The following is a 21,728-nucleotide window of genomic DNA, read 5'->3' as shown; positions in this document are numbered from 1 at the left end:
GCAAGGAGCCGTGTCCTATCCCAACTGTCAAGGGGTGGGGCTAGACTAGTGCGTATGTACTCAGTCTTTGCCAGGTATCGTGGTCGATCTACCCGCAGGGCAGATCACGTTCAGGCCTCTGCGCAGGCACTTTCTGGCCTGGCCGGTGTCGGAACTGTTGAAGTTGCGGGCATTGAAGAACTGCGTGCAGCTCCCGAAAATGCAGTGGGAGTCACCACTCTAGTGCTGGCACTGTTGGCAGCTGGTGACTGGGCAATCGGCATCGGCATTTGCCCAAATGACGATGTCGAACAAGCGCATCTGGCATCGAGCTCAGTTATTGGCAAGGGCGGCAGAGCCGGCACCGTAAAAACTCGAATTCGTTCTAATAACCCGCGTGGGAAGGACTACTCGGAGGATATTGACGCAGCTTTCACGTTGCTGCATCACGTTATCTCCCGCAGATCCCCTGAGGGGCGCGAGGCAACAGGCCTGGTTCGAGCTGGCTATTCGCAGGTAGAAGCTGCAGAAGAGTTGGGAGTTTCCAAGCAAGCTGTCAATCAGCGCCTCGCCGCAGCTGGCTGGCAGGCGGAACTGGCCGGATGGAATCTGGCCGTCCACCTACTTCAGCGAGCTGATGAGTTATAACGACTTACTGCCCGTTTCCTGGGCCGTAAGGGTCACGTGACCATCCTGAAAAATCTGGACGATCGGTGGAGTGTGCGCCGCCGCTGACATTGGTATCACCGGTGTTAGGAGCTGCGGACAGGTCACGTTTGCCGGAAGGCACTGACGGCGCTGCCGGTGCGGCGGGCGCAGCCGGTGCCGCAGGTTCAACTTCTGCCGGGCGGTTCTGGCCACCCAACTGTGCAGGCTGTGCGGGCTGAGCCGACTCAGCGCGGCGGTTCTTCTTCCTTTCTGGCGGGGTACCAGCTGCTGCAGCTACCGGATCATCAACTGGACGGTTGGCGACTTCGTTTGCCGCCGCAACTGCGCGGGCCAGCTCTGGGTTGGTAGACATATCGAACCAGTTCTCGTCGCGTCCCTGCTCGGCCTCTTCCTTGGTCTCCCGGCTTACAGCAGGAGGCTCATAGCGGAAGACGCCGTCGGAGTCCTTCTTGCCGAAGGCCTTGGCAAAGCTCTCGAGGCTGTCGCCGAACTGTGATGGAATCATCCAGACAGTATTGCCGTCCTTGTTCGCCAACTCCGGCAGTTTCTCCAGGTACTGCCAGGCAAGGACCTCAGGGGTCAATTGGGAAGCCTTGACAGCTGCGTTGACCTTCTGAATAGCACGGGCATTACCCTGCGCCTCGAGGTAGGTAGCAGCACGAGTACCCTCTGCACGGAGAATAGTAGCCTGTCGTTCAGCTTCCGCAGCCAGGATAGCTGCGTGCTTGTTACCTTCGGCGGCCAGAATCTGTGCCTGCTTACGGCCTTCAGCGGTCTTAATGTCGGCTTCGCGGGTACCTTCCGCAGTCAGAATCATGGCGCGCTTTTCACGGTCGGCCTTCATCTGCTTTTCCATCGATTGCTGAATGGACGGTGGCGGCTCGATAGCCTTCAACTCCACGCGGGCAATACGAAGTCCCCACTTTGCAGTGGCTTCGTCCAGCTCGCCGCGCAGACGGCGGTTGATGTAGTCGCGGGAAGTCAGCGTCTCTTCCAGCGTCAGACCGCCCACGACGTCGCGAAGCGTTGCGGTGGTGATCTGTTCGACACCGAAGATGTAGTCATCGATACCGTAGATTGCCCGGTCCGGCTCGTTGACCTGGAAAGTCACGACGGTGTCGATAGCAACAGTCAGGTTGTCTTCCGTAATCACTGCCTGTGGCGGGAAGGTGACCATACGCTCACGGGTATCGACCTTCTCGCGCACACGGTCAATAATCGGGATGATGAAATTTAGGCCGCTGTTCAGTGTCTGCGTGTATCGTCCGAGGCGCTCTACGATTGCCGCTTCGCCCTGTGGAACTAGGACAATCGCTTTGAGAACCAGGGCAACAACCACGAGAATGAAAACGACGAGGATAATAAAGCCTTCCATAGGATTCCCCTCGTAGCTAAAGCTGTGTGGTCAGTTATTTGATGGTCGGTAATTAAGAGTGCTCCGAGCGCCCTAATAAGTGAGTTAACTGCTCAGAGCAGCTTGTCCACTACTGCGGTATTGCCCGAAATCTCTACAATCGTGACTCTTTCCTTCGTATCAAAGGTCTGCGCAGACAGTAGACTGCGCGCGCTCCACAACTCGCCGTTGACCTTAATCAGACCCGCAGACGAGGAAACTGGCTCAATGACCTCAGCATGACGGCCAGCTAGCAGCTCCGGACGCGACTCCAGTTCAGCGGATTTGTCCGGTTTTGCCATCTTTTTGCGCAACATTGGGCGCACTGTCAGTACAAGTGCGGCGGACACAACGGCGAAGATAACCACTGACAGCCAAAGTGGCGCTCCAAGCTGGCTCGCACCGGACGCTGCCAGCGCACCACCTCCAAGCATTAACAGTGCTAAATCTCCCACCGCTAGTTCACCGAGAACCAGTAGGAGGCTTGCTCCGAGCCAAAGGAGAGGAATCACGCCCTCACCCTACCTACTTTGTTGAGCAAGTGTTGGTCATGCGGCATCAAAATTCTGGGGCTAGTACTGCAGATGCGGCTCAGTTACAAAGTCGACCAGGCGCTCAACTGCACCAATCAAGTCAGATTCCAAATCGCGGTAAGTATGTACACCCGCGTAGACACGTCGCCAGCCGTCCTTGGGATCGTCTCCCCAGCCCAAGCGACGGCAGATTCCTGTCTTCCAGTCCTCCCCGTAAGGAACTTCTGGCCACGCCTCGATGCCTACCGATGAGGGCTTGACCGCCTGCCAAACGTCGATAAACGGGTGGCCTGTGACCATCACATGCGGACCGAGCTGTTGAGTCATGCGGCTTTCTTTACTGCCTTCCACCAAGTGGTCAGCCAGGACGCCAACTCGGCGCTTCGGTCCCGGACCGAATTCGGCCAAACGCTCAGGCAGATTGTCCAGACCCTCCAGATACTCGACGACCACGCCTTCAACGCGCAGGTCGTGACCCCACACCTTCTCTACGATTGCCGCGTCATGAATACCCTCGACCCAAATACGACTGGGCAGAGCAACCTTAGCCTTGACATTGTGAACCTTGCGCGAGCCAGATGCTGACAGATCCTGTGAGGGCTTCTTCGGCTGTGCCTTCGGGCGCACCAGAGTCACAGGTTTGCCATCGATGAGAAAACCGCGCTCGTGCATGGGAAACAGCCGAGACTTGCCGTGACGATCCTCCAATCGGACGCACCAGCCGTCGAAAGTCTTCTCCAACCCGATAATCGCACCGACGAATCCGTCATAGGACGCCTCGACGACAACACCACTTTCTGCTGTCACCTCGCGTGCCGGCTGCGGAATACGACGGCGGTGGCCACGCGCGCCGGCAAACACGTCCTGATTGCGATACGGATCTTGAAAGCTCATGGGTACTGAGATTAACAGCATGGGTTACGGAACCGGCGACACACTGCACTAGGATGAGCTGCACTATGCAGCGCAGTGTTCTCGACCAGGTCTGGAGCCCGACTCAGCACATCGCCCTTTGGCTCGGTGCGTGGCTGTCGGGTTTGGAAAATTACGATCATCTCATCGACGCGCTTGATTCGCTCGGCGGACCCACGTCAGTTCCGGGGACGTTCGTGCTTGCCGACGCCACGGTCCCCAATGTCATCGATTGCGATGCCGACCTCGATAGAAGCGACATGCTCCGCCTTCTTCGAGCAGTCACTGAATCGGGAGATTGGCACAGTGACCACCGTCCCCTCGTCCGCCTTATTCTTTCCGGGCCCGGTGATGCACCTGCATTGCCTGCGGGAACCGACGCCGCCGAGGCTGCACGTGCAGCGGGCTCAGCCATTGTGATTGCGGACGCAGAGCCGGGTTGGAACCACGTGCTCATACCGGTGACTTCGCCGGTGCCGGGGTTGCCGCAGTGGCACTGGTACACGCTGGAAGGCCACCTCCCCGAGCCGGCCTATCTCTCCCCCGGTGAGGCGGATCTGCAGTTGGCGGATGCGGCACGGGGTGCGGCTGCAACTATTGCGGGGATGCCGCGCTCACCGTTGACGTCGTCAAGCAGTGGCACCCCGAAAGCAGATCCCCGACTGATGGTCGGCATGCTCGACGACCACCTGGACATGGCGTTTGTGCCGGATGATGTGCCGCGCCGTGCACTGGGGGTGCTGGCCCGAGCTGACCGTGTGTCGTCGATTCTGGCGGTGGCGCAGGGCAGCGAGTCGGGGCACGGCAGCTCCGCGTTTGATGCGCAGCTCATCCCCCTGTGGCGGAAGATTCGGCAGGCGCGGATGAGTGCGGTTGAATACGCGATTCAGGAGTGGACGCGCTAGCAGTTTCCCTAGCGGCCCCTCTCAGCTCCCCATCTGAAGCCAGAGGAATCTAGTGCGGGCGGCGCTTTGTCGGCATGCAACAGGAAGTGGCACAGGGCGCGCCGTTGCAGGCCGAGCCGAGCAGCGGTTCACTTCCCAGGCGGCGCGGTTCGGCGTCTGCGATGCGTTCCTCAATGAGCTCAACAATCATGTCAGTGAAAGCAGCCGTCGGTCCAGGCGTGTCGACTCGCTCGATGACGATGTCGTGATTAGCCATCTCATCCTGCAGTTCAGCATCCAAATCCCAGGCGACCTCGACATGGTCGGAGATGAAACCGACTGGGCATACGACGGCGGAGCGGAGCCCGCGCGCAACCTCAGCCTCAACATGGTCGACAATGTCAGGCTCCAACCACGGCACGTGTTCCGGGCCGGAACGAGACTGCCAGACGACATCAAAGTCGCTGACCCCCACAGCGTCAGCGACGAGCTGTGCCGCTTCATTGACCTGGCGAGAGTAAAGGTTTCCGCCAAGCTCTACTGGCCCCGACGCCTTGTCTGCCGATACCGGAATAGAGTGAGCGGTGAAAATGAGCCGAGCCTCGTCACGGCGGTCATCCGGCAGCTTGGCAAATGCGTCGCGCACGGCATCTGCATAGGCCTCGATAAAGAGCGGGTGATCGTAGAAGCTGCGGATTTTCTCCATGTCAAAAGCGCGGTCGCCCAGATACTCGCGCACCCGGGCAATGTCTTCGTGATACTGGCGACAACCGGAGTAGCCGCCCCAGGCGCTGGTGGCGAAGACGAGCGCTCGCTTGACGCCGTTGTCAGCCATCTTCGCCGCAGTGTCTTCAGCCATCGGATGCCAATTTCGGTTGCCGAAATAAACGGGCAAGTCATAGCCACGGCGAGCAAGCTCGGCCTCGAGGTTGGCGACAATCTCGCGGTTTAAGTCGTTGAGCGGGGACTTACCGCCGAAGTGCGCATAGTGAGCACCGACTTCATCCAACCTCTCCGGCGGAATTCCGCGGCCGCGCGTGACATTCTCCAGGAAGGGACGCACATCGGCCATCTTCTCGGGACCGCCGAAAGACAACAGCAAAATAGCGTCAAAATTATCGGAAGACATAGGCAATCATGTTAGTAGCGCAGCCTGAGGACACCATAAGACGGTCGCTCAACGCCCGTGGTCTCCAGCCAACCGGGTTCCATATCGATCGCTTTACGACGGCCCCCTAACCCCGGCCCTACTGCGGAATTCGACGATTGGTTACTAACAGTGAGCTCACAGTCACCAGCAGCATTGCGAACGCCGCGATGAGGAAAGGCCTCGGGTTCTCGGCCCGCTTGAGTTCATAGCCGATGTCATCCTCCAGCGAGCCATATGCATCCCGGAGTTGCTCGAGGGAACCCGCGCTGAAGAACTCACCCTTAGTTCGACGAGCAATTTCTCGCAGCGAATCGTCGTCGTTAGGCACTGGAATTAATTCGCCCTGAACCGTAATTGCGCCCTGCGCGGTGCCGAAGGAAATCGTGTTGACCGGTACCCCGGCCTTAGCGGCTTCGGCGGCGGCCGTGTAGGCACCACGTGGATCGTCAAGCTCTTGCGGGACGGTCTGCTTACCGTCGGAAAGCAGCACGATTGTCGCTGGCGGAGCGCCTTCTCCCCCGCCTTGGACCGAGTCGCTGAACTGATTAATGGCATCGAGCGCGGCGGCGATAGCATCACCGGTAGCAGTCGCCTGATCCAATTCAGCCGCCTGGAGGGCTCGATTGACTGTGTCATGGTTGGTTGTCGGGCTGACGGCTGTGCGAGCGCGGCCAGAGAACGTCACTAGGCCGATATTGAGGTCGTCGGGAAGGTTCTCCACAAACTCTTGGCCGGCATCTTTAGCTGCAGTGATGCGGTCGGGCGCAACATCTGTCGCCGACATGGAAAGCGAAACGTCTACCACCAACATGACCGTCGCACGGTTGCGGGCGACTTTGGTCTCCGAAATCGGGCCGGCCAATGAAATGATGACCAGAACTAGGGACAACAGCGTACTGATAGCCACGACATGGCGCATGCGAGCCGACGACTTATTCCCCAGTGACCCAACGATTGTGAAGTTTCCAAAGGCAATGGCACGCTGCTTTCGCTGCTTAGTGCTGACCCAATAGGCCACGGCTGCCACAAGAGGCAAAACGAGTGCGAGCAGCCAGCCGGGGTGCGCAAAAGTTGAGTTTAGGAACGTCATCGCGGTATCAGTATCCTCACATCCAGTCGCCTAAACAGTCGCGTACAAAAACAGCGGGCATAACTGATTAATCAGAAGCCGGCTTATCCGAGCTGATTTGCCAGTGGCCTAAAAACTAGCACTAACAAGCGGTTACTCAGACGCTAATGTTGGCCAATTTGTCGAGCAAAATCCAGCACCCAATCGGAATCCGTACGCAAGGTAATAACGCGAGCACGGCATTTGCGCAGTTCATTGGCTACGCGCTCGTGGTGGGCACTAGCCTGAGCTGCATACTCGGCGCGGGTCTTGTCGTTGATGTTGAGCTCAATGGTCTCACCTGTTGCTGAATCCGCCATGACCACGGGGCCATCGCCGGGCAGAGCCTCATCGGCTGGATCGACCAGACGGATGGCCATAATCTCCGTAGAGGCCGAGGCAACGCGCAGCGGGCGTGCCCAATCGAGTGATCCAAGGAAATCCGAGATAACAACTAACAGCCCAGCGCGCGGAGCCTGAGTCATTACAGTGTCAATATCCGCTGCGAGGTTGTGCTCAGCAGTCGTGTCAGACAACTGCTTGAGTAACATCAAGCTGTGGGCGCGGCCCTGGCCAGCAGCCACCGGAGCGCCACCGGCAATCAATCCGGTTCGGGACCCCGGGGCGTCGTTAAGCATCGTTATTGCGCCAGCAGCAGCGGTGAGTAGATGTCGTTTGGTGGTATCGGCCAATCCCGTGGACAGACGTGCGGCGGGTTCGGCGACAATCCAGCACTCCAGCTCGCGCTCGGCCTCAGCGGTGCGCACGTGGGGCACGCCGGTACGGGCTGTCACTGCCCAGTTCATCTGGCGAACATCATCGCCGATGACGTATTCGCGCGAGCCAACCGGCTCAGAGCCATCCCCAGTAGCGGTGGAGAGAAAACTACCGCGCAAAAGCCCGTTGAGCTTTCGAGTGACGGTGAGTTCTAAGTACGCCAGAACGCGTGCAAGATCGTCTTCACGAGCTGACATTAGGAGGCGGTGCCCTCAGCAGAACCAGTGGTTGCGCCCTGGGGAAGGCGCACACGAGAAAGCACGATGTCAATGATCCGTTCGGGTGTGATGCCATCAGCGAGACCCTCATAGGACAGGACTAGGCGATGACGCAGCACGTCGGGAAGCACGGAGACCACATCGTCAGGCACGACATAGTCGCGACCGGAAAACAGGGCGTGGGCGCGAGCCGCAGCGACGGCGCCGAGCGTGGCACGCGGCGATGCACCATAAGACAGCCAGCGGTCGACATCCTTCAGCTCTGCCCGCATGGGATTACGGGTGAGTTCAATGACGGCCACGATGTAGTCAATCAACGAGTGGTGGACAAAGACTTCGCGGGTAGCGCGCTGCAGTTCCCGGACGCTCTCAGGGGTGAGAATCTGCTGCGCGACTGGCGGGGTCGCTCCCATGCGGTAGACAATCTCCCGCTCTTCCGCCGGAGTGGGGTAACCCACGAGAACCTTGAATAGAAAACGGTCCCGCTGGGCCTCCGGCAGTGGGTAGACGCCCTGGTTTTCAATTGGGTTTTGAGTGGCTAGCACCAAAAACGGTTCTGGCACGGGCGAGGACACACCGGCGATAGACACCTGGTGCTCTGCCATGACCTCCAGCAGTGCCGATTGCACCTTGGCCGGTGCGCGGTTGACTTCATCGGCAAGCACGATATTTGACATAACCGGGCCGGGCTCGACGATGAACTCCGAGGTGTCTTGGCGGAAAATCCGCGTGCCGACAATATCCGACGGCACCAAATCCGGGGTGAACTGAATGCGGGAATAGGACCCGCCCATCACCTTGGCAAAAGTAGACACTGCCAAAGTCTTCGCTACACCCGGCACACCTTCGAGCAGGACGTGACCACCCGCGAGCATCGCGATAAAGAGCTGCTTAATCAGGTGCTCCTGGCCGACCACGACCTTTCCCAGCTCCGCGTATGCGCGCTCAAGGTCGGTGTGGTCAGTGGGCGTTGGGTAGGTCACAGAGAACCCCTTCGTTAGGTCGGTTGCCCGACCTGTAGAACACGTCGTTAGAAACTAGACGAGGCGGACAACGTTCGGTGTCATTCCGTTATAACGGACTGGCGAGATCTTAACCACAGAACCGGACTGTGGTGCCTCAATCATCTTGCCATCACCCAGGTAGATAGCGACGTGACCATGGCCATTTGGACCCCAGAACAGCAGGTCACCACGCTTCATCTGGGATACTGGGTAGTGCTTTCCGCGCTGGTACTGGTAGCCGGTGTAGTGAGGCAAGTTAATGCCGACAGCCGCGTACGCGTACAGAGTCAGACCCGAGCAGTCGAAACCAACCTTGTTGTAGTCGCCGTGGGCGTCAGCCACTCCGCCGTCGCGGATGCCCTTGGTCGGACCGTTGGCGTTGCCACCACCCCATGCGTATGGGACACCGAGCTGGCCCATCGCGCGTGCGATGACAGTCTCAACCTTCTGGTTGGAAGAACCCGAGGTGCTCTGACCGGTTTCTGGATTCGTCGGCGCTGCAGTCTGTGCTGGAGTGCCGCTTGACGACGAGCTGTCGGTGCTAGACGATTCCGAGGACTCGGTGGACTCGGTGGAATCCGTAGATTCGGTCGAGCCAGTCGAGCCCGTGGAGCCGGTAGAACCGGTCGAACCCGTAGAGCCGGTAGAACCCGTAGAACCCGTGGAGCCGGTAGAACCGGTCGAACCCGTAGAGCCTGTAGAACCCGTGGAGCTTGAGCTTTCATCTGCGGAATCAGATGAGGAATCCTCTTCGTCCTGGTTCGTCTTAGCCTCAGCACGCGTCTTCGCTGCTGCTTCCTCAGCGGCCTTCTTGGCAGCGGCGTCTTCCGCTTCCTTGCGAGCCTGCTCGTTCTCATAATCCTGTCGCTGCGAGTTCAGCTCGTTGACCGCGTTACGGGCTGCCTCCAGAGAAGCCTTTGCTGCATCGCGGTCAATCTGAGCCTGCTGGTAATCAGCCTGCTCCTTTTGAAGCTCCTGATTCGCCTCAGAGTAAGCGTTCTGTGCATCGGTGTTGCGCTGGTTTGCGGTGGCTTCCGCCTGCTGAGCCTCGTCGCTCTTCTTACGCAGCGTGGACTCCTGGTTCGCAGCCTCGGTTCGATTCTTATCGAGAGAGTCAACGGTCTGTTCTTGACGATCAGCTTCGCGACGCAAGGCAGAGAGGCGGTTAATAGCCTCAGATGCATCTCGAGCGCCCTCGAGGATGGAGCCGTTGGAGCGGCCCTGGCGCATGATGGTGCGTGCGAGTTCATTGAACTGCTTTTGGGCGCTAGCCAGTTCAGCGCGGGAGCGGTCGAGGTGGGTGCGTGCCTCGTCGACGGCGACACGAGCACGGTCGGCAGCAGCCCGGGCGTTTTCGAGATCCACCATTGCCTTGTTGACATCCTCGCGGAGCGTGCCCATGCGTAGCTCGAGGTCAGCTACTCGACGCTCACTGGAAGTCACCTCGGCTACCAGAGACTGTAAGTATGACTCAGCATTAGAGGCAGCCTCGCGCGCTTGGCGGATCTGGGCATCGCTCGGATTTAGAGGTTGTGCAACTGCGACTTGAGTGTTCGTCGCCAGAAGACCCGCCGTGATAATACCGGCAATTGGACGAGTCCAATATGATGCACGGACTTTACGATTACTCGGCACCGCGTTACTCCTACATTTCTCCTATGGGTGCGTTAACGCCTTGGATTAGATACCAGCGACTTCCCCATCGTTGGATATCTTCCCTTTGTTGTCCTCCAGTCTCGGGCGGAACTCCGCAAAACGACGAACCGAAACAAGAACCAAAAACAACAGCGGCGCTCCCGCGGGATTTCTTTGGTCAATACTGGACGCTTGAGTCCACTATTGGCATCACGGAGCACTTTACGGGTCAAAAAGCTCTAAAAAAACATAAGTAACAAAATTACCAACTGCCCCTCACTTTGTAATCGTTTCGTTATATGCCGTGGCCTGCAGTTATGGAGACCCTCGATTTTCAATGTGAATTATGTCACTATTAGGCGACACGCCGGCGTGCCAGAGTTCTCGAGTCTCCCGTCTTGGATAATGGACATAAAAAAGGTCAAGCGTGGAAGCTTGACCTTCATGAAAGTGTTGACACAACTGCGTCGACTGCAATAGCGATATCTAATTCAGATAGGGGCTAATTACTCCGCTGCTATCAGTTTCTGGGGCAGTGATGCCATCTCTTCTGTGGGCACGAAAACTGAGAGGTGGTTGCGTTCGGTTAGGTGGCAGGTTGCAGGGGCCGTCGTAAAGCGGGGCCTTAGGTAGTAGGGCGCGTGCGAATCCAGTGGAGTGTCAGCCCTACGAAAAGTGCGACGATAATGGCTCCGGCGATGAGGCTGTAGATGGTCCATGGAACCGTGTAGCTAGTGAGCTCGTGTAGGTAGGAGTCAAGGCCGGCTGGATAATCCCGTGGGGTGTCCATCATGGCGTAGTCGGCGCGCGTAATAGCGGCGCGCGGGAAATCCTCGGATGCAGTGGCTACATTGCCTGGGGTCCGCACGACGGTGGTTCCACCGACCTGGTCTGCTACTTGTCGGGCAAAGGAAAAGATGTCGGTGTCCTCTTGTTTGCCGACGGGGTAAATATTTTCGCTATCTAGGTAGATGATATTGAAATTCGGTACCCCCCGATTTGCGGCATCATCGACGATTGGCTGGACCGCTTCTCGCAGCTTCGGGTTAGTTGTCACGATGTTGTCGGTGCGTAGCTGGGACACCACTTTGTCGACGGTTTCTTTAGCTGCTTGTGAATTTGCTGGCGTATTCATTAATGGCCTTCCGTATCGTGCTCCCACTTTGCGTGAAAATGATTTCCACGCGCCCCAATTTGGCGGAGATTCTGCTTCGTTTGTCCCATCTATAATGGCCTGTTTTGGGCGTGAACGGGGGTAGCTTGTCTCGGCGCGCCGCGGACAATCTACATACAGAACGTTCGTACTGTTATTGTTGACTTAAGGACGGTAACGCTTCCTTAAAAACGTGTGCGTGGGCTTGTGTGCCCCGCGTCGTGATTATTGCTTTAATTGGTTGATAAGGGGCGGCGTGATCGCACCTGTGCCTTGTGGAGTGCCGAAATTCGAGTGCCGGCTCTCTAGTGAAGGCGACAATTCACCCGAATAGAAATGGAGCTGACTGTGGCTGAAAGCAAGAACTCTTTCAACGCCCTGCGCAAGCTTGAGGTCGGAGACAAGTCCTACGACTACTTCGCTCTCGATGCTGTGCCGGGTATGGAGAAGCTGCCTTACTCGTTGAAGGTTCTCGGTGAGAACCTGCTGCGTAACGAAGATGGCGCCAACATCACTGAGGAGCACATCCAGGCTGTCGCCAACTGGGTTCCTTCCGCTGATCCGTCGATCGAGATTCAGTTCACCCCTGCTCGCGTTATTATGCAGGACTTCACTGGTGTCGCCTGTGTCGTTGACCTGGCTACCATGCGTGAGGCTGTTAAGACTCTCGGCGGCGACCCGGATCAGGTCAACCCGCTGAACCCGGCTGAGATGGTCATTGACCACTCCGTCATCATCGAGGCCTTCGGTAGTGAAGACGCTCTGGCTAAGAACGTCGAGATTGAGTACCAGCGCAACGATGAGCGCTACAAGTTCCTCCGTTGGGGCACTGGCGCATTCTCCAACTTCCGCGTTGTTCCTCCGGGAACTGGCATTGTCCACCAGGTCAACATCGAGTACCTGGCCCGCGTTGTCTTCGAGAACAACGGCCTGGCATACCCGGACACCTGTGTTGGTACTGACTCTCACACCACCATGCAGAACGGTCTGGGCATCCTGGGCTGGGGCGTTGGTGGCATTGAGGCTGAGGCCGCAATGCTCGGCCAGCCGATTTCCATGCTTATCCCGCGCGTCGTTGGCTTCAAGCTGACTGGCGACATTCAGCCGGGCGTTACCGCAACCGACGTTGTGCTCACCGTCACCGACATGCTGCGCCAGCACGGCGTCGTCGGCAAGTTCGTTGAGTTCTACGGCGCTGGTGTCTCCAAGCTGCCGCTGGCTAACCGTGCAACTATCGGTAACATGTCGCCGGAGTTCGGCTCCACCGCCGCAATCTTCCCGATTGACGATGAGACTGTCAAGTACCTGGCCCTGACTGGTCGTGACAAGGAGACCCTGGAGCGCGTCGAGGCTTACGCCAAGGCTCAGGGCATGTGGCTGGACGAGAACACTCCGGAGGCCGAGTACTCCGAGTACCTCGAGCTGGACCTGTCCACCGTCGTTCCGTCCATCGCTGGTCCAAAGCGTCCGCAGGACCGCATCGAGCTGGCTTCCGCCAAGGAACAGTTCCGTAAGGACCTGCACAACTACTCCGACGGCGAGATTAAGGGCGCTGTCAAGGCTTCCGCACCGACTTCCGAGCTGGCTGCAGACTACAACGAGTCCCGCGAGGGTCACGGCGAGTCCGCTGCTGACAGCGCTGAAGGTCGCCCGAGCTCCCCAATTACCGTCACTTCCCCGAAGGGCGGCGAGTACACGCTCGACCACGGTATGGTCGCTATCGCTTCCATCACCTCTTGTACCAACACCTCCAACCCGTCGGTCATGGTTGGCGCTGGTCTGTTGGCACGTAAGGCTGTCGAGAAGGGCCTGCATGCAAAGCCGTGGGTCAAGACCATTTGTGCTCCGGGTTCCCAGGTTGTCAACGGCTACTTCAAGCGCGCTGACCTGTGGAAGGACCTCGAGGCTCTGGGCTTCTACCTGTCCGGCTTCGGTTGTGCAACTTGTATCGGTAACTCCGGTCCGCTGCCGGCTGAGATTTCCTCCGCCATCAACGAGGCCGACCTGGCTGCTACCGCAGTTCTGTCCGGTAACCGTAACTTCGAAGGCCGCATCTCCCCTGACGTGAAGATGAACTACCTGGCCTCCCCGATCCTGGTTATCGCTTACGCTATTGCCGGTACCATGGACTTCGACTTCGAGACCGACGCTCTGGGTCAGGACGCAGAGGGCAACGACATCTTCCTGCGTGATATTTGGCCGTCCACTGAAGAGATTGAGGCCACCATCGAGGCTTCCATCTCCTCCGAGCTCTACGACGAGGACTACAAGGACGTCTTTGCTGGTGACGAGCGCTGGCAGAACCTGCCGACCCCGGAGGGTAAGACCTTCGCTTGGGACGACAAGTCTTCCTACATCCGCAAGGCACCGTACTTTGATGAGATGGAAATGGAGCCGGCACCGGTTTCCGACATCAAGGGTGCTCGCGTCCTCGCAGCTCTGGGTGACTCGGTGACCACCGACCACATTTCCCCGGCATCCTCCATTAAGCCGGGCACCCCGGCTGCTCAGTACCTCGACTCCATGGGCGTTGAGCGCAAGGACTACAACTCCCTGGGTTCCCGTCGTGGTAACCACGAGGTCATGGTTCGCGGTACCTTCGCTAACATCCGTCTGCAGAACCAGCTGCTTGACGGCGTCACCGGTGGTTACACTCGCGACTTCACCCAGGAGGGTGGTCCGCAGGCATTCATCTACGACGCTGCCATGAACTACAAGGAGGCTGGCACTCCGCTGGTCGTTGTTGGTGGTAAGGAATACGGCACCGGTTCCTCCCGTGACTGGGCCGCTAAGGGTACCCTGCTGCTGGGCGTCAAGGCTGTCATCGCTGAGTCCTTTGAGCGTATTCACCGCTCGAACCTCATCGGTATGGGCGTTGTCCCGCTGCAGTTCCCGGAGGGTGAGTCTTGGAAGTCCCTGGGCATCGATGGCACTGAGACCTTCGACATTGCCGGTCTGGAGGAGCTCAACAACGGCTCCATCCCGAAGAACGTCAAGGTCACTGTTACCAAGGAAAACGGCGAGTCCTTCGACTTCGACGCTGTTGTCCGCATCGATACCCCTGGTGAGGCTGACTACTACCGCCACGGCGGTATTCTGCAGTTCGTCCTGCGCAACATGATCAAGGGCAACTAATCTCCCTTTGACTCGTGCGTGCTAGGGCTTATTGCAAGCAGCGCTTCTAGAGGCCGGTAGGTCGCGCTAGCCCGCGGGCTAGCGCCCTGCCGGCCTCAGGCTTCTCTACCCTGAGCCAGGATGAGGCCAGGCCTGGGAAGCAAAGAAAGCAAAGAAATAGCGTTGCCATGTCATGCAGTGAAATATGCCCCTGGGCGTCGCCGGCAAGAAAAGAGTTTCCTTATGCCAAAAGTGAGTAATCAGGATTTAGCTCAACGACGGCACGAGATTCTCGACGGCGCTCGGCAGTGCTTCGCAGAATTTGGCTACGACGGCGCAACCGTCTCCCGCTTGGAAGCCGCTACCGGAAAGTCTCGCGGCGCCATTTTCCATCACTTTGGATCCAAAGAAGGTCTGTTCTTGGCTTTGGCCGAAGAGGATGCCGCAAATATGGCGGAAGTCGCGGAGTCTTCGGGATTAGTGGAGGTCATGCGTGATATCGTGGCGAACCCAGAAAAGCATGGCTGGCTGGGGACTCGCCTCGAGATTGCCCGTCGTCTTCGCAGCGATCCGGAGTTTAAGGACCAATGGCTGGGCCATCAGGATCAATTGGATGACGCTGTCGCTAACCGATTAACCCAGACTGCCTCATCCGGCTCCCTACGCTCGGACTTTTCGGTTCGCACGATGCAGCTTTATCTCGAGTTGATGCTCGATGGCATCATCGTTCGTCTGGCATCTGGTCGCACTGTCGACGAATTGGATTCCGTGCTTGATTTAGTTGAAGACAGCTTACGGCGCAAGGACTAGCCGTTCAGGCTGGCTTTGATAACGCTCCGTCCTACCCGCTCCCCTAATACGGGAGCGGGTTTCGGTTTTATGGCGGCATTTACCCCGTTTGACCGGTGCCGATGCAAAGATTCCGCTCTGTATGAACTAAGCTGTCTATTTATGAGTGTGGGTAAGTTTTTGTTGGTGGCGCTCCGCCCCGCCGATGGTGCGGGTCAAGCCGAGTACCAGGACTTTCTGGATTCCACCGGGCTTGCACCCAGCCAGCTGGATTTATTTACCATCGACGCTGTCGGCGCTAAATTGCCCGAGCTGACCTCCTATGACGGTGTATTCGTCGGCGGCAGCCCTTTTAACGTCACTGACCTTGAGCACTCGGACCTGCAGAAGTATTCGCACGACGTGCTTTACGACGTACTCCGGAGTCCAGTCCCCGCACTGCTCATTTGCTACGGCGCTAGCTACACGGCCTTTACCTCCGGGGGCTTGGTTAACCTGCGTTACGGAGAAATAGCAGGTCCCACCCGTGTGGAGCTCACCGCAGCCGCTGCTCAGGATCCGGTGGCTTCGGTCTTACCTCCGTTTTTCTACGCGTTGACTGGTCACAAGGAATCCGTTGCGGAACTTCCTAAGCACGCAACCCTGCTTGCCTCAGGCCCAACCTGTCCGGTGCAGATGTACTCAATCGGATCGAATAACTGGGTTACCCAGTTTCATCCGGAGATGAATGCCAACGGACTATTGCGCAGAATGTCTTTCTACACCGATGTCGGTTACTTTGATCCGGAAGAAGTCGAGGCGATTAGGGCGATCGTATCCGATGTCGACCTCCAGGCCGTCGCATCGATTATTCCGCGTTTTATGCACGTCTGCACACATGCAGCCAACCCAAGCATGCTAATGGTGCAGTAGCCTCCCTCCCCTCAGATTCCCTTCCACGAAACCTTTCCCGCAATGTCTACTTCCGCCAAGCCCTTCCTCTTGCTTTCCACACGTGGTGAAGATCCCGCAGCGCACGCTGAGCATCTCTCATTTGCCAGGACATGTGGACTAGCTCCGGCAAAGCTGCATCAAATTCGCCTAGAGCAGTCACGCCCGGTCACCCTGAACCTCGACAATTACTCGGGCGTAATCGTTGGCGGAGGCCCCTTTAACGCCTCCGATGAAGAAAAGGGTTATCTGCAGAAGGAGGTCGAAGCCTGGTTCGATGATTTGCTGGCCGAAGTGCTCGAGCGAGATTTCCCTTTCTTCGGAGCTTGTTATGGCGTCGGGCTGCTCGGTACCGCTGGACATGGCCGAGTCTCCCGCAAGCATGGTGAGCAAGCAGCTGTAATTGAAGTTGCTGCAACCCCGGACGGCGAATCGGATCCAATTCTAGAAGGCTTGCCGACGAACTTTCACGCCATTGTAGGCCATAAGGAAGCCATTGAAGAGCTCCCCGGCGACGCTACGCTACTAGCAACCGGAAAGAACTGCCCGGTGCAGATGTTTCGGCTGGGCCGCAATGCATATGCGACGCAGTTTCATCCGGAATTAGATGCCAACACGTTTGCACAGCGTCTACAGATTTATGCGAATCAAGGTTATTATCTACCAGGAACAGACCTGGAGGCGGTGTCTGCCGCGCGCCAGTTGGATGTCGGTCGAAGTGGACGTATTCTCCAGAATTTTGCCCGGCTTCATGTCGCGCGTAGAGACTAATTAACTTTATTTAGTGGCAATAAACAAAGAGGAATGTGGTTGTCGCATGGCTCGGTGGAATCCCGATTCGGCACTTGCCGGGCAGTCTCCATCAATTGAAATGTCTGTGCTTCGATCCGGTGCAGTGATTATTGCCGTCACTGGTTTCCTGTGGCAGATTGAATCGGTTATTCGTTCTGTCCCACTGGAAAACTTTCGGAGCCACTGGTTCCCTTTTGCGTCACTGCTCGTTTTAATTCTCAGCGATATGTTGCTGATTTGGGCAGTGGTGAATAATACTCGGCGGGGCCTCATCACCGCGCTACGTGTACCGATGTACATCATGCTGGTTTTCCTCATGGTGGTATCAACATACTGGGACATTCCACATAATCCAGTTGGAAATGCGCTCTGGTATAGCCCATTTTCTGGGTTGGCACTCGCTGCGTTTGCACTGACGGTACCTCTACATATCAGTTTGTCCGTCATGGTATTTGTTCCTGGACTTATCGCTGTAATCAATTCTTGGTTGCTCGGGCACACATTTTGGCTCGACATGTTGTCTGATGTCGGGTTCAATCTCATCAATACTTTTCCATTTGTAATTATTGCGGGCTCCGCACAACCGGTCGCAAGGCTAATTGACTACACCTACGAGAACTCTCGAAAGGTCAACGAGAGAGCTGAGCGGATGCGTGTCCGCGGTGAGGCGATGAGTAATTTCAACGCCTACGTCCACGACTATGTGTTAGCAGCGCTGTCAGCTATCGGTAAGGGTTCTAAGATTGACTTCTCGCTAGACGAGCAGACGGGTTTGTTTTTCTCGCCTCGGCAAACAGTAAGTGGGAGAACTTTTGCGGAGTCTGTACGGGCTCAATTGATGTCGGTAAGTCCTGACATCTCGGTAACACTAGATACCAACGAAGAGGGTGGCCCTGTTCGTCTGCCGGGTGAAGTTGCTAATACGTTCTTGTTAGCGGCAACTGAGGTGGCAAACAACGCCAAACATCATGCTGGTACCACTGCGGAAAAGAAGTGCCACATCCGTGTCGTCTCAGGTGAGGTCTCCATTGATTTTCGGGACGATGGCACAGGGTTTGACCCTGAAGAAATTGACCCACATCGTGCAGGTATTCGGTTAAGCGTTAAGGGGCGAATGGAGGCCCTTCGCGGTGGAGACGCCTACATTAATTCAAAGCCTGGGAAGGGTACTCAGGTCATCCTGAAATGGCACGGTAATACCTCTCCTGTGGAAGAGGAAGATGTTGTCGATCCCTCCGCCCATACAACATCCTCGTATGACCTCATGGGGATGTCAATCGTTTTTTCCTGGCAGTTCTACGGCACGATCGTTGGTACCTTGTTCATGGTTCTAGTGAGTAATGAACAATTATTTACCACGGCGGGGCAAATCAGTTTGGTGTTGGCAATTGGTCTTCTCGGCATACTTATGTATGGTCGCCATTCTCAATTACCGCTGATCCGCGGAATTATTATTGGTGTCACTATTGTCGTGTTAGCGGTGGTTGGTCTCTATCAGCCAATTCCGAACTATTTGGAATGGTCGTACTTTTGGCACTTTAGCTTCATTTCTTTTGCCGCGGCGTTGCTTGCCATTCGAGGCCGCCCCTGGATCGCGCTGAATTCAGTGCTCGGCGGCGCAATCTTAGTGGAGCTACTCAAATTCTTCCCCTTCGCCCCCACGGATTCGAACCACATCAGTATTTCCGGTCTTGACCTGATTGCCCGTTCTGTGATGCTGGTCGCCGGAATTTTGACGTCCATCATGGTTCGGTTTTTCATGCGCACTGTGCCGCAGTCTATTCAAGACTATAATCGTGCGCTGTATGCTGCCGGCGCCGCCAAAGAATACGAACTCAGCAGCCAAAGTAACTACGAATGGCTGCAGAGCCGGGTCGGCCCCGTATTCAGTGCCGCTGCAGTCCTGGACAAACCGACTCCGCGGCTGCAATTGCGTGCACGCCTTACCGAACAGCTTCTCCGAGACGTTTTACGCTCGCCGCACCTGAATGACGGAGCACTTCATCAAGCGGTGTGGGACGCACGGGCCAGAGGTGTTCACGTTCGCCTCCTCGACGACCGAAATCACACGCAGGTCGTTTCCGACGGCACCGATGTACGCCGTATTCCGCTTGTCGACGATGATTCTGCGGTGGCTAAGTTGATGCCGAACTTTCTCAAAGCAATCGATAACGCGGAGGAAGGTTCGGTAACAATCCGCCTATTACCGCCGGGCAGACGTGCATTTGCATCCATTTCTGATGACAATGGAGTGCAAAGGTTTGATGAAACCGGTGAGAGGATAGTGATGTCACGTGAGTAGGGAGAATATTGCGGGTATGAGCAATGCTTCCATCGATGTGTCGGCTGCGATTGACTCCGACAACATCGGGGATTACAGCGCGCAGTCGGATCGTCTGCTCCGCGTTGCTGCGATTGATGATCACGCCTTGACTTTGCAGGGGCTTGAAACACTGCTTTCGGCCGAGCCGGACTTCGAGCTCGTTGGCTGTTATCAAACGGTGCCGGAACTACTGGCTGATGTGGGCACCGATGACCGCCTGGATGTGGTCGTGCTGGATTTACGGCTGGCGGATAATTCAGATCCCGCTCAGAACGTGCTCTCGCTGGAATTGGTCACCGATCACGTGCTCATCCTCTCGTCGGCTGAAAGCCCGTACCTCGTCCGAAAAGCAGTGCGGACCGGGGTGATGGGGGTTGTGCAGAAGTCGGAAACTCCGGAAACAATCGTGTCTGCAGTACGGCTGGCAGCCCTCGGTAAGGGCGCGCTGACTACAGAGTGGGCATCGGTGGTTGACTCCGATCCCCTGCTCGACTCTGTCGATCTGTCAGAACGCCAGCGCGAAGTGCTGGAGCTTTACGCTTCCGGTGAGTCGACGAAGCGAGTCGCCTCGATGACAGGTCTGACACCAAATACCGTGCTGGATTACCTGGGCCGCATTCGAGCCAAGTATGCGGCTGCTGGCAGGGCCGAAAACAGCCTCAACAAGTCGGAGATGTACAGGCTCGCCCAGCAGGACGGTTACCTGCCGGGACCGATGGATCCGGCCTAAGCCAGCTCGACGATTTCCATGTAGTCATCACTCCAGAGGTCTTCCGTGCCGTCGGGAAGCACGATGACGCGCTCGGGCTCTAGTGCCTTGACCGCACCGGGATCGTGGGTGACCAACACGACGGCACCCGTGTAGGTGCGCAGCGCGTCGAGAACCTGTTCGCGGGACTGCGGGTCGAGGTTGTTAGTGGGCTCGTCGAGAAGCAGGACGTTTGCGCGGGAGCTAACCAGTGTCGCCAGCGCCAGGCGTGTCTTCTCACCACCGGAGAGCGTTCCCGCGGGCTGCTGCAGCTTGTCGCCGGAGAACATAAAGGCACCGAGCAGGCTCCGCAGTTGCGGTTCGTTGACGTCTGGGCAGGCATAGACAGTGTTTTCCCAGACAGTCTTGTCCGGGTCAATGGTGTCGTGCTCCTGGGCGAAGTAGCCGATGCGTAGGCCGTGTCCGGAGACGATGCCGCCTTCGCCATCGGTGCGCTCCACTCCGGCAAGCAGCTTTAGCAGCGTTGTCTTACCAGCACCGTTGAATCCAAGGACGACTACGCGGGAGCCCTTGTCAATCGCGAGATCAACACCAGCGAAGACCTCCAGCGAACCATACATCTTGGTCAGCCCCGTGGCGTTGAGCGGAGTCTTGCCACACGGTGCGGGCTCTGGGAAGGAAATGTGGGCGACCTTGTCCTCGACGCGGACCTCGTCGAGACTGTCCATCATGCGCTCAGCGCGGGCCACCATCTGCTTGGCCGCACGCGCCTTCGTAGCTTTCGCGCCAAGTTTCTCAGCCTGTTTGCGCAGTGCGCTGGCCTTCTTCTCCGCGTTGGCGAACTCCCGACGACGGCGAGCCTCATCGGTCGCACGGGCTGAAAGATAGTTCTTCCAGCCCATGTTGTACACGTCCGCTTCGGCGCGCACGGCATCGAGGAACCAAACCTTGTTACACACGGCCTCTAGCAGCTCAACGTCGTGCGAAATCATAATTAGCCCGCCCTCATGCTTGCTGAGGAATTCACGCAGCCAGGTAATCGAGTCCGCATCAAGGTGGTTCGTCGGTTCGTCGAGAAGCAGTGTCGTGGCAGATTTGCCCGAGCCTTCGGTAGCGGCGAAGAGAATCTGTGCGAGCTCGACACGTCGGCGCTGACCGCCCGAGAGCGTCTTCAGCGGCTGGTCGAGAACGCGCTCCGGCAACCCCAGCGCGTCACAAATACGTGCTGCCTCGGCGTTCGCCTCGTAGCCGCCGAGGTCGTGGTAGCGCTCCTCGAGACGCGAAAACTTCCGAATCGCCGCATCGCGCTTCGTCTCGGTGGTCGCGGTCTCCATAATCTCCTGCTGGCGATCCATCCTGCGGCGAATCTGGTCAAGGCCTCGCGCAGACAGCACACGGTCGCGGGCAGGGATGTCGATATTGCCCTCGCGCGAATCCTGCGGCAGGTAACCGATTGATCCGGAGCGAACCACAGAACCACCATAGGGCTCAGTCTCGCCGGAGAGAATGCGCATAGTCGTTGTCTTGCCAGCACCATTTCGCCCAACGAGTCCAATCCGGTCTCCCGGCTGGACGCGCAGCTGCTCACCCGGCGCAGTAAGCAGGGTACGGGCGCCGACGCGGACTTCAAGGTCATGGGTCACAATCACGAACGAG

18 protein-coding genes are annotated in these 21,728 nt (G+C 57.5%); 8 read left to right on the top strand and 10 right to left on the bottom strand.

From position 1 onward, the window contains the following. Nucleotides 1–54 precede the first annotated feature (54 nt). The gene (locus ADA16_RS01755; RefSeq protein WP_048758598.1) at nucleotides 55–627 is read left to right on the top strand and encodes a hypothetical protein; all 573 of its coding nucleotides are present in this window, start codon (nucleotides 55–57) and stop codon (nucleotides 625–627) included. 4 nt (nucleotides 628–631) lie between these two features. On the opposite strand, the gene ADA16_RS01750 is transcribed toward ADA16_RS01755, so the two are convergent. The 3 genes from ADA16_RS01750 to ADA16_RS01740 all read right to left on the bottom strand — a co-directional run bounded on the left by ADA16_RS01750 (nucleotide 632) and on the right by ADA16_RS01740 (nucleotide 3,468). Next, complete coding sequence (locus ADA16_RS01750) at nucleotides 632–2,023, bottom strand: SPFH domain-containing protein (RefSeq protein WP_048758596.1); 1,392 nt, start codon at nucleotides 2,021–2,023, stop codon at nucleotides 632–634. Between the two features lie 92 nt (nucleotides 2,024–2,115). Beyond that, nucleotides 2,116–2,553, bottom strand: coding sequence for an NfeD family protein (locus ADA16_RS01745; RefSeq protein ID WP_065421316.1), 438 nt, complete (start codon nucleotides 2,551–2,553; stop codon nucleotides 2,116–2,118). 60 nt (nucleotides 2,554–2,613) lie between these two features. Beyond that, the gene (locus ADA16_RS01740; protein ID WP_048758592.1) at nucleotides 2,614–3,468 is read right to left on the bottom strand and encodes a DUF3097 domain-containing protein; all 855 of its coding nucleotides are present in this window, start codon (nucleotides 3,466–3,468) and stop codon (nucleotides 2,614–2,616) included. 65 nt (nucleotides 3,469–3,533) lie between these two features. Between ADA16_RS01740 and ADA16_RS01735 the strand changes: the two genes are divergently transcribed. Then, entirely contained in the window at nucleotides 3,534–4,391 is an 858-nt protein-coding gene (locus ADA16_RS01735) for a hypothetical protein (protein ID WP_048758591.1), read from the top strand. Between the two features lie 49 nt (nucleotides 4,392–4,440). Here ADA16_RS01735 and ADA16_RS01730 read toward each other — a convergent pair whose 3' ends face one another. From ADA16_RS01730 to ADA16_RS01705, 6 genes are all read right to left on the bottom strand, one after another. Beyond that, nucleotides 4,441–5,499: a ferrochelatase gene (locus ADA16_RS01730; protein ID WP_048758589.1), complete on the bottom strand. Its 1,059-nt coding sequence runs from the start codon at nucleotides 5,497–5,499 to the stop codon at nucleotides 4,441–4,443. A 118-nt stretch (nucleotides 5,500–5,617) separates the two neighbouring features. Then, nucleotides 5,618–6,610 carry a VWA domain-containing protein gene (locus ADA16_RS01725; protein ID WP_048758587.1) on the bottom strand — a complete coding sequence of 331 codons (993 nt, stop codon included), beginning with the start codon at nucleotides 6,608–6,610 and terminating at the stop codon, nucleotides 5,618–5,620. A gap of 143 nt (nucleotides 6,611–6,753) precedes the next feature. Further along, nucleotides 6,754–7,602, bottom strand: a complete 849-nt coding sequence (locus tag ADA16_RS01720) for a DUF58 domain-containing protein (protein WP_048758586.1) — start codon at nucleotides 7,600–7,602, stop codon at nucleotides 6,754–6,756. Next, nucleotides 7,602–8,606 (bottom strand): AAA family ATPase, encoded by a 1,005-nt coding sequence (locus ADA16_RS01715; protein ID WP_048758585.1) that lies wholly within the window; start codon nucleotides 8,604–8,606, stop codon nucleotides 7,602–7,604. Before ADA16_RS01715 ends, ADA16_RS01720 begins: the two co-directional genes overlap by 1 nt. A 54-nt stretch (nucleotides 8,607–8,660) precedes the next feature. Further along, complete coding sequence (locus ADA16_RS01710) at nucleotides 8,661–10,262, bottom strand: DIP1281 family NlpC/P60 protein (protein ID WP_048758584.1); 1,602 nt, start codon at nucleotides 10,260–10,262, stop codon at nucleotides 8,661–8,663. 625 nt (nucleotides 10,263–10,887) lie between these two features. Further along, a complete protein-coding gene (locus ADA16_RS01705; RefSeq protein ID WP_048758583.1) occupies nucleotides 10,888–11,397 on the bottom strand; it encodes a DUF6676 family protein in 510 nt (169 codons plus the stop codon). A gap of 366 nt (nucleotides 11,398–11,763) precedes the next feature. On the opposite strand from ADA16_RS01705, the gene acnA reads away from it, so the two are divergent. The 6 genes from acnA to ADA16_RS01675 all read left to right on the top strand — a co-directional run bounded on the left by acnA (nucleotide 11,764) and on the right by ADA16_RS01675 (nucleotide 20,093). After that, nucleotides 11,764–14,550, top strand: coding sequence for an aconitate hydratase AcnA (gene acnA / locus ADA16_RS01700; RefSeq protein WP_204369610.1), 2,787 nt, complete (start codon nucleotides 11,764–11,766; stop codon nucleotides 14,548–14,550). 222 nt (nucleotides 14,551–14,772) lie between these two features. After that, nucleotides 14,773–15,339 (top strand): TetR/AcrR family transcriptional regulator, encoded by a 567-nt coding sequence (locus tag ADA16_RS01695; RefSeq protein WP_048758581.1) that lies wholly within the window; start codon nucleotides 14,773–14,775, stop codon nucleotides 15,337–15,339. A gap of 141 nt (nucleotides 15,340–15,480) precedes the next feature. Further along, entirely contained in the window at nucleotides 15,481–16,230 is a 750-nt protein-coding gene (locus tag ADA16_RS01690) for a glutamine amidotransferase-related protein (protein WP_048758580.1), read from the top strand. A 42-nt stretch (nucleotides 16,231–16,272) separates the two neighbouring features. Next, nucleotides 16,273–17,019, top strand: coding sequence for a glutamine amidotransferase (locus ADA16_RS01685; RefSeq protein WP_082150627.1), 747 nt, complete (start codon nucleotides 16,273–16,275; stop codon nucleotides 17,017–17,019). Nucleotides 17,020–17,065: 46 nt separating this feature from the next. Beyond that, a complete protein-coding gene (locus ADA16_RS01680) occupies nucleotides 17,066–19,342 on the top strand; it encodes a sensor histidine kinase (RefSeq protein ID WP_048758579.1) in 2,277 nt (758 codons plus the stop codon). Beyond that, nucleotides 19,335–20,093 (top strand): response regulator transcription factor, encoded by a 759-nt coding sequence (locus ADA16_RS01675; RefSeq protein ID WP_239659298.1) that lies wholly within the window; start codon nucleotides 19,335–19,337, stop codon nucleotides 20,091–20,093. Before ADA16_RS01680 ends, ADA16_RS01675 begins: the two co-directional genes overlap by 8 nt. On the opposite strand, the gene ADA16_RS01670 is transcribed toward ADA16_RS01675, so the two are convergent. Continuing rightward, entirely contained in the window at nucleotides 20,090–21,721 is a 1,632-nt protein-coding gene (locus ADA16_RS01670; protein WP_048758578.1) for an ABC-F family ATP-binding cassette domain-containing protein, read from the bottom strand. The genes ADA16_RS01675 and ADA16_RS01670 overlap by 4 nt on opposite strands. Between the last annotated feature and the right edge of the window lie 7 nt (nucleotides 21,722–21,728).

This window comes from Corynebacterium vitaeruminis (assembly GCF_001054325.1).
Lineage (GTDB): Bacteria > Actinomycetota > Actinomycetes > Mycobacteriales > Mycobacteriaceae > Corynebacterium > Corynebacterium vitaeruminis_A.
This window is presented reverse-complemented; position numbering and strand designations above follow the sequence as displayed.

Bases quoted from the DNA above. Each gene is read 5' to 3' on its own strand.
- ADA16_RS01695 (WP_048758581.1), top strand. From the start codon at position 14,773: ATGCCAAAAGTGAGTAATCAGGATTTAGCTCAACGACGGCACGAGATT.
- ADA16_RS01685 (WP_082150627.1), top strand. From the start codon at position 16,273: ATGTCTACTTCCGCCAAGCCCTTCCTCTTGCTTTCCACACGTGGTGAA.
- ADA16_RS01680 (WP_048758579.1), top strand. From the start codon at position 17,066: ATGGCTCGGTGGAATCCCGATTCGGCACTTGCCGGGCAGTCTCCATCA.
- ADA16_RS01740 (WP_048758592.1), bottom strand. From the start codon at position 3,468: ATGAGCTTTCAAGATCCGTATCGCAATCAGGACGTGTTTGCCGGCGCG.
- ADA16_RS01720 (WP_048758586.1), bottom strand. From the start codon at position 7,602: ATGTCAGCTCGTGAAGACGATCTTGCACGCGTTCTGGCGTACTTAGAA.
- ADA16_RS01755 (WP_048758598.1), top strand. From the start codon at position 55: ATGTACTCAGTCTTTGCCAGGTATCGTGGTCGATCTACCCGCAGGGCA.
- ADA16_RS01750 (WP_048758596.1), bottom strand. From the start codon at position 2,023: ATGGAAGGCTTTATTATCCTCGTCGTTTTCATTCTCGTGGTTGTTGCC.
- ADA16_RS01705 (WP_048758583.1), bottom strand. From the start codon at position 11,397: ATGAATACGCCAGCAAATTCACAAGCAGCTAAAGAAACCGTCGACAAA.
- ADA16_RS01690 (WP_048758580.1), top strand. From the start codon at position 15,481: ATGAGTGTGGGTAAGTTTTTGTTGGTGGCGCTCCGCCCCGCCGATGGT.
- ADA16_RS01725 (WP_048758587.1), bottom strand. From the start codon at position 6,610: ATGACGTTCCTAAACTCAACTTTTGCGCACCCCGGCTGGCTGCTCGCA.
- ADA16_RS01735 (WP_048758591.1), top strand. From the start codon at position 3,534: ATGCAGCGCAGTGTTCTCGACCAGGTCTGGAGCCCGACTCAGCACATC.
- ADA16_RS01730 (WP_048758589.1), bottom strand. From the start codon at position 5,499: ATGTCTTCCGATAATTTTGACGCTATTTTGCTGTTGTCTTTCGGCGGT.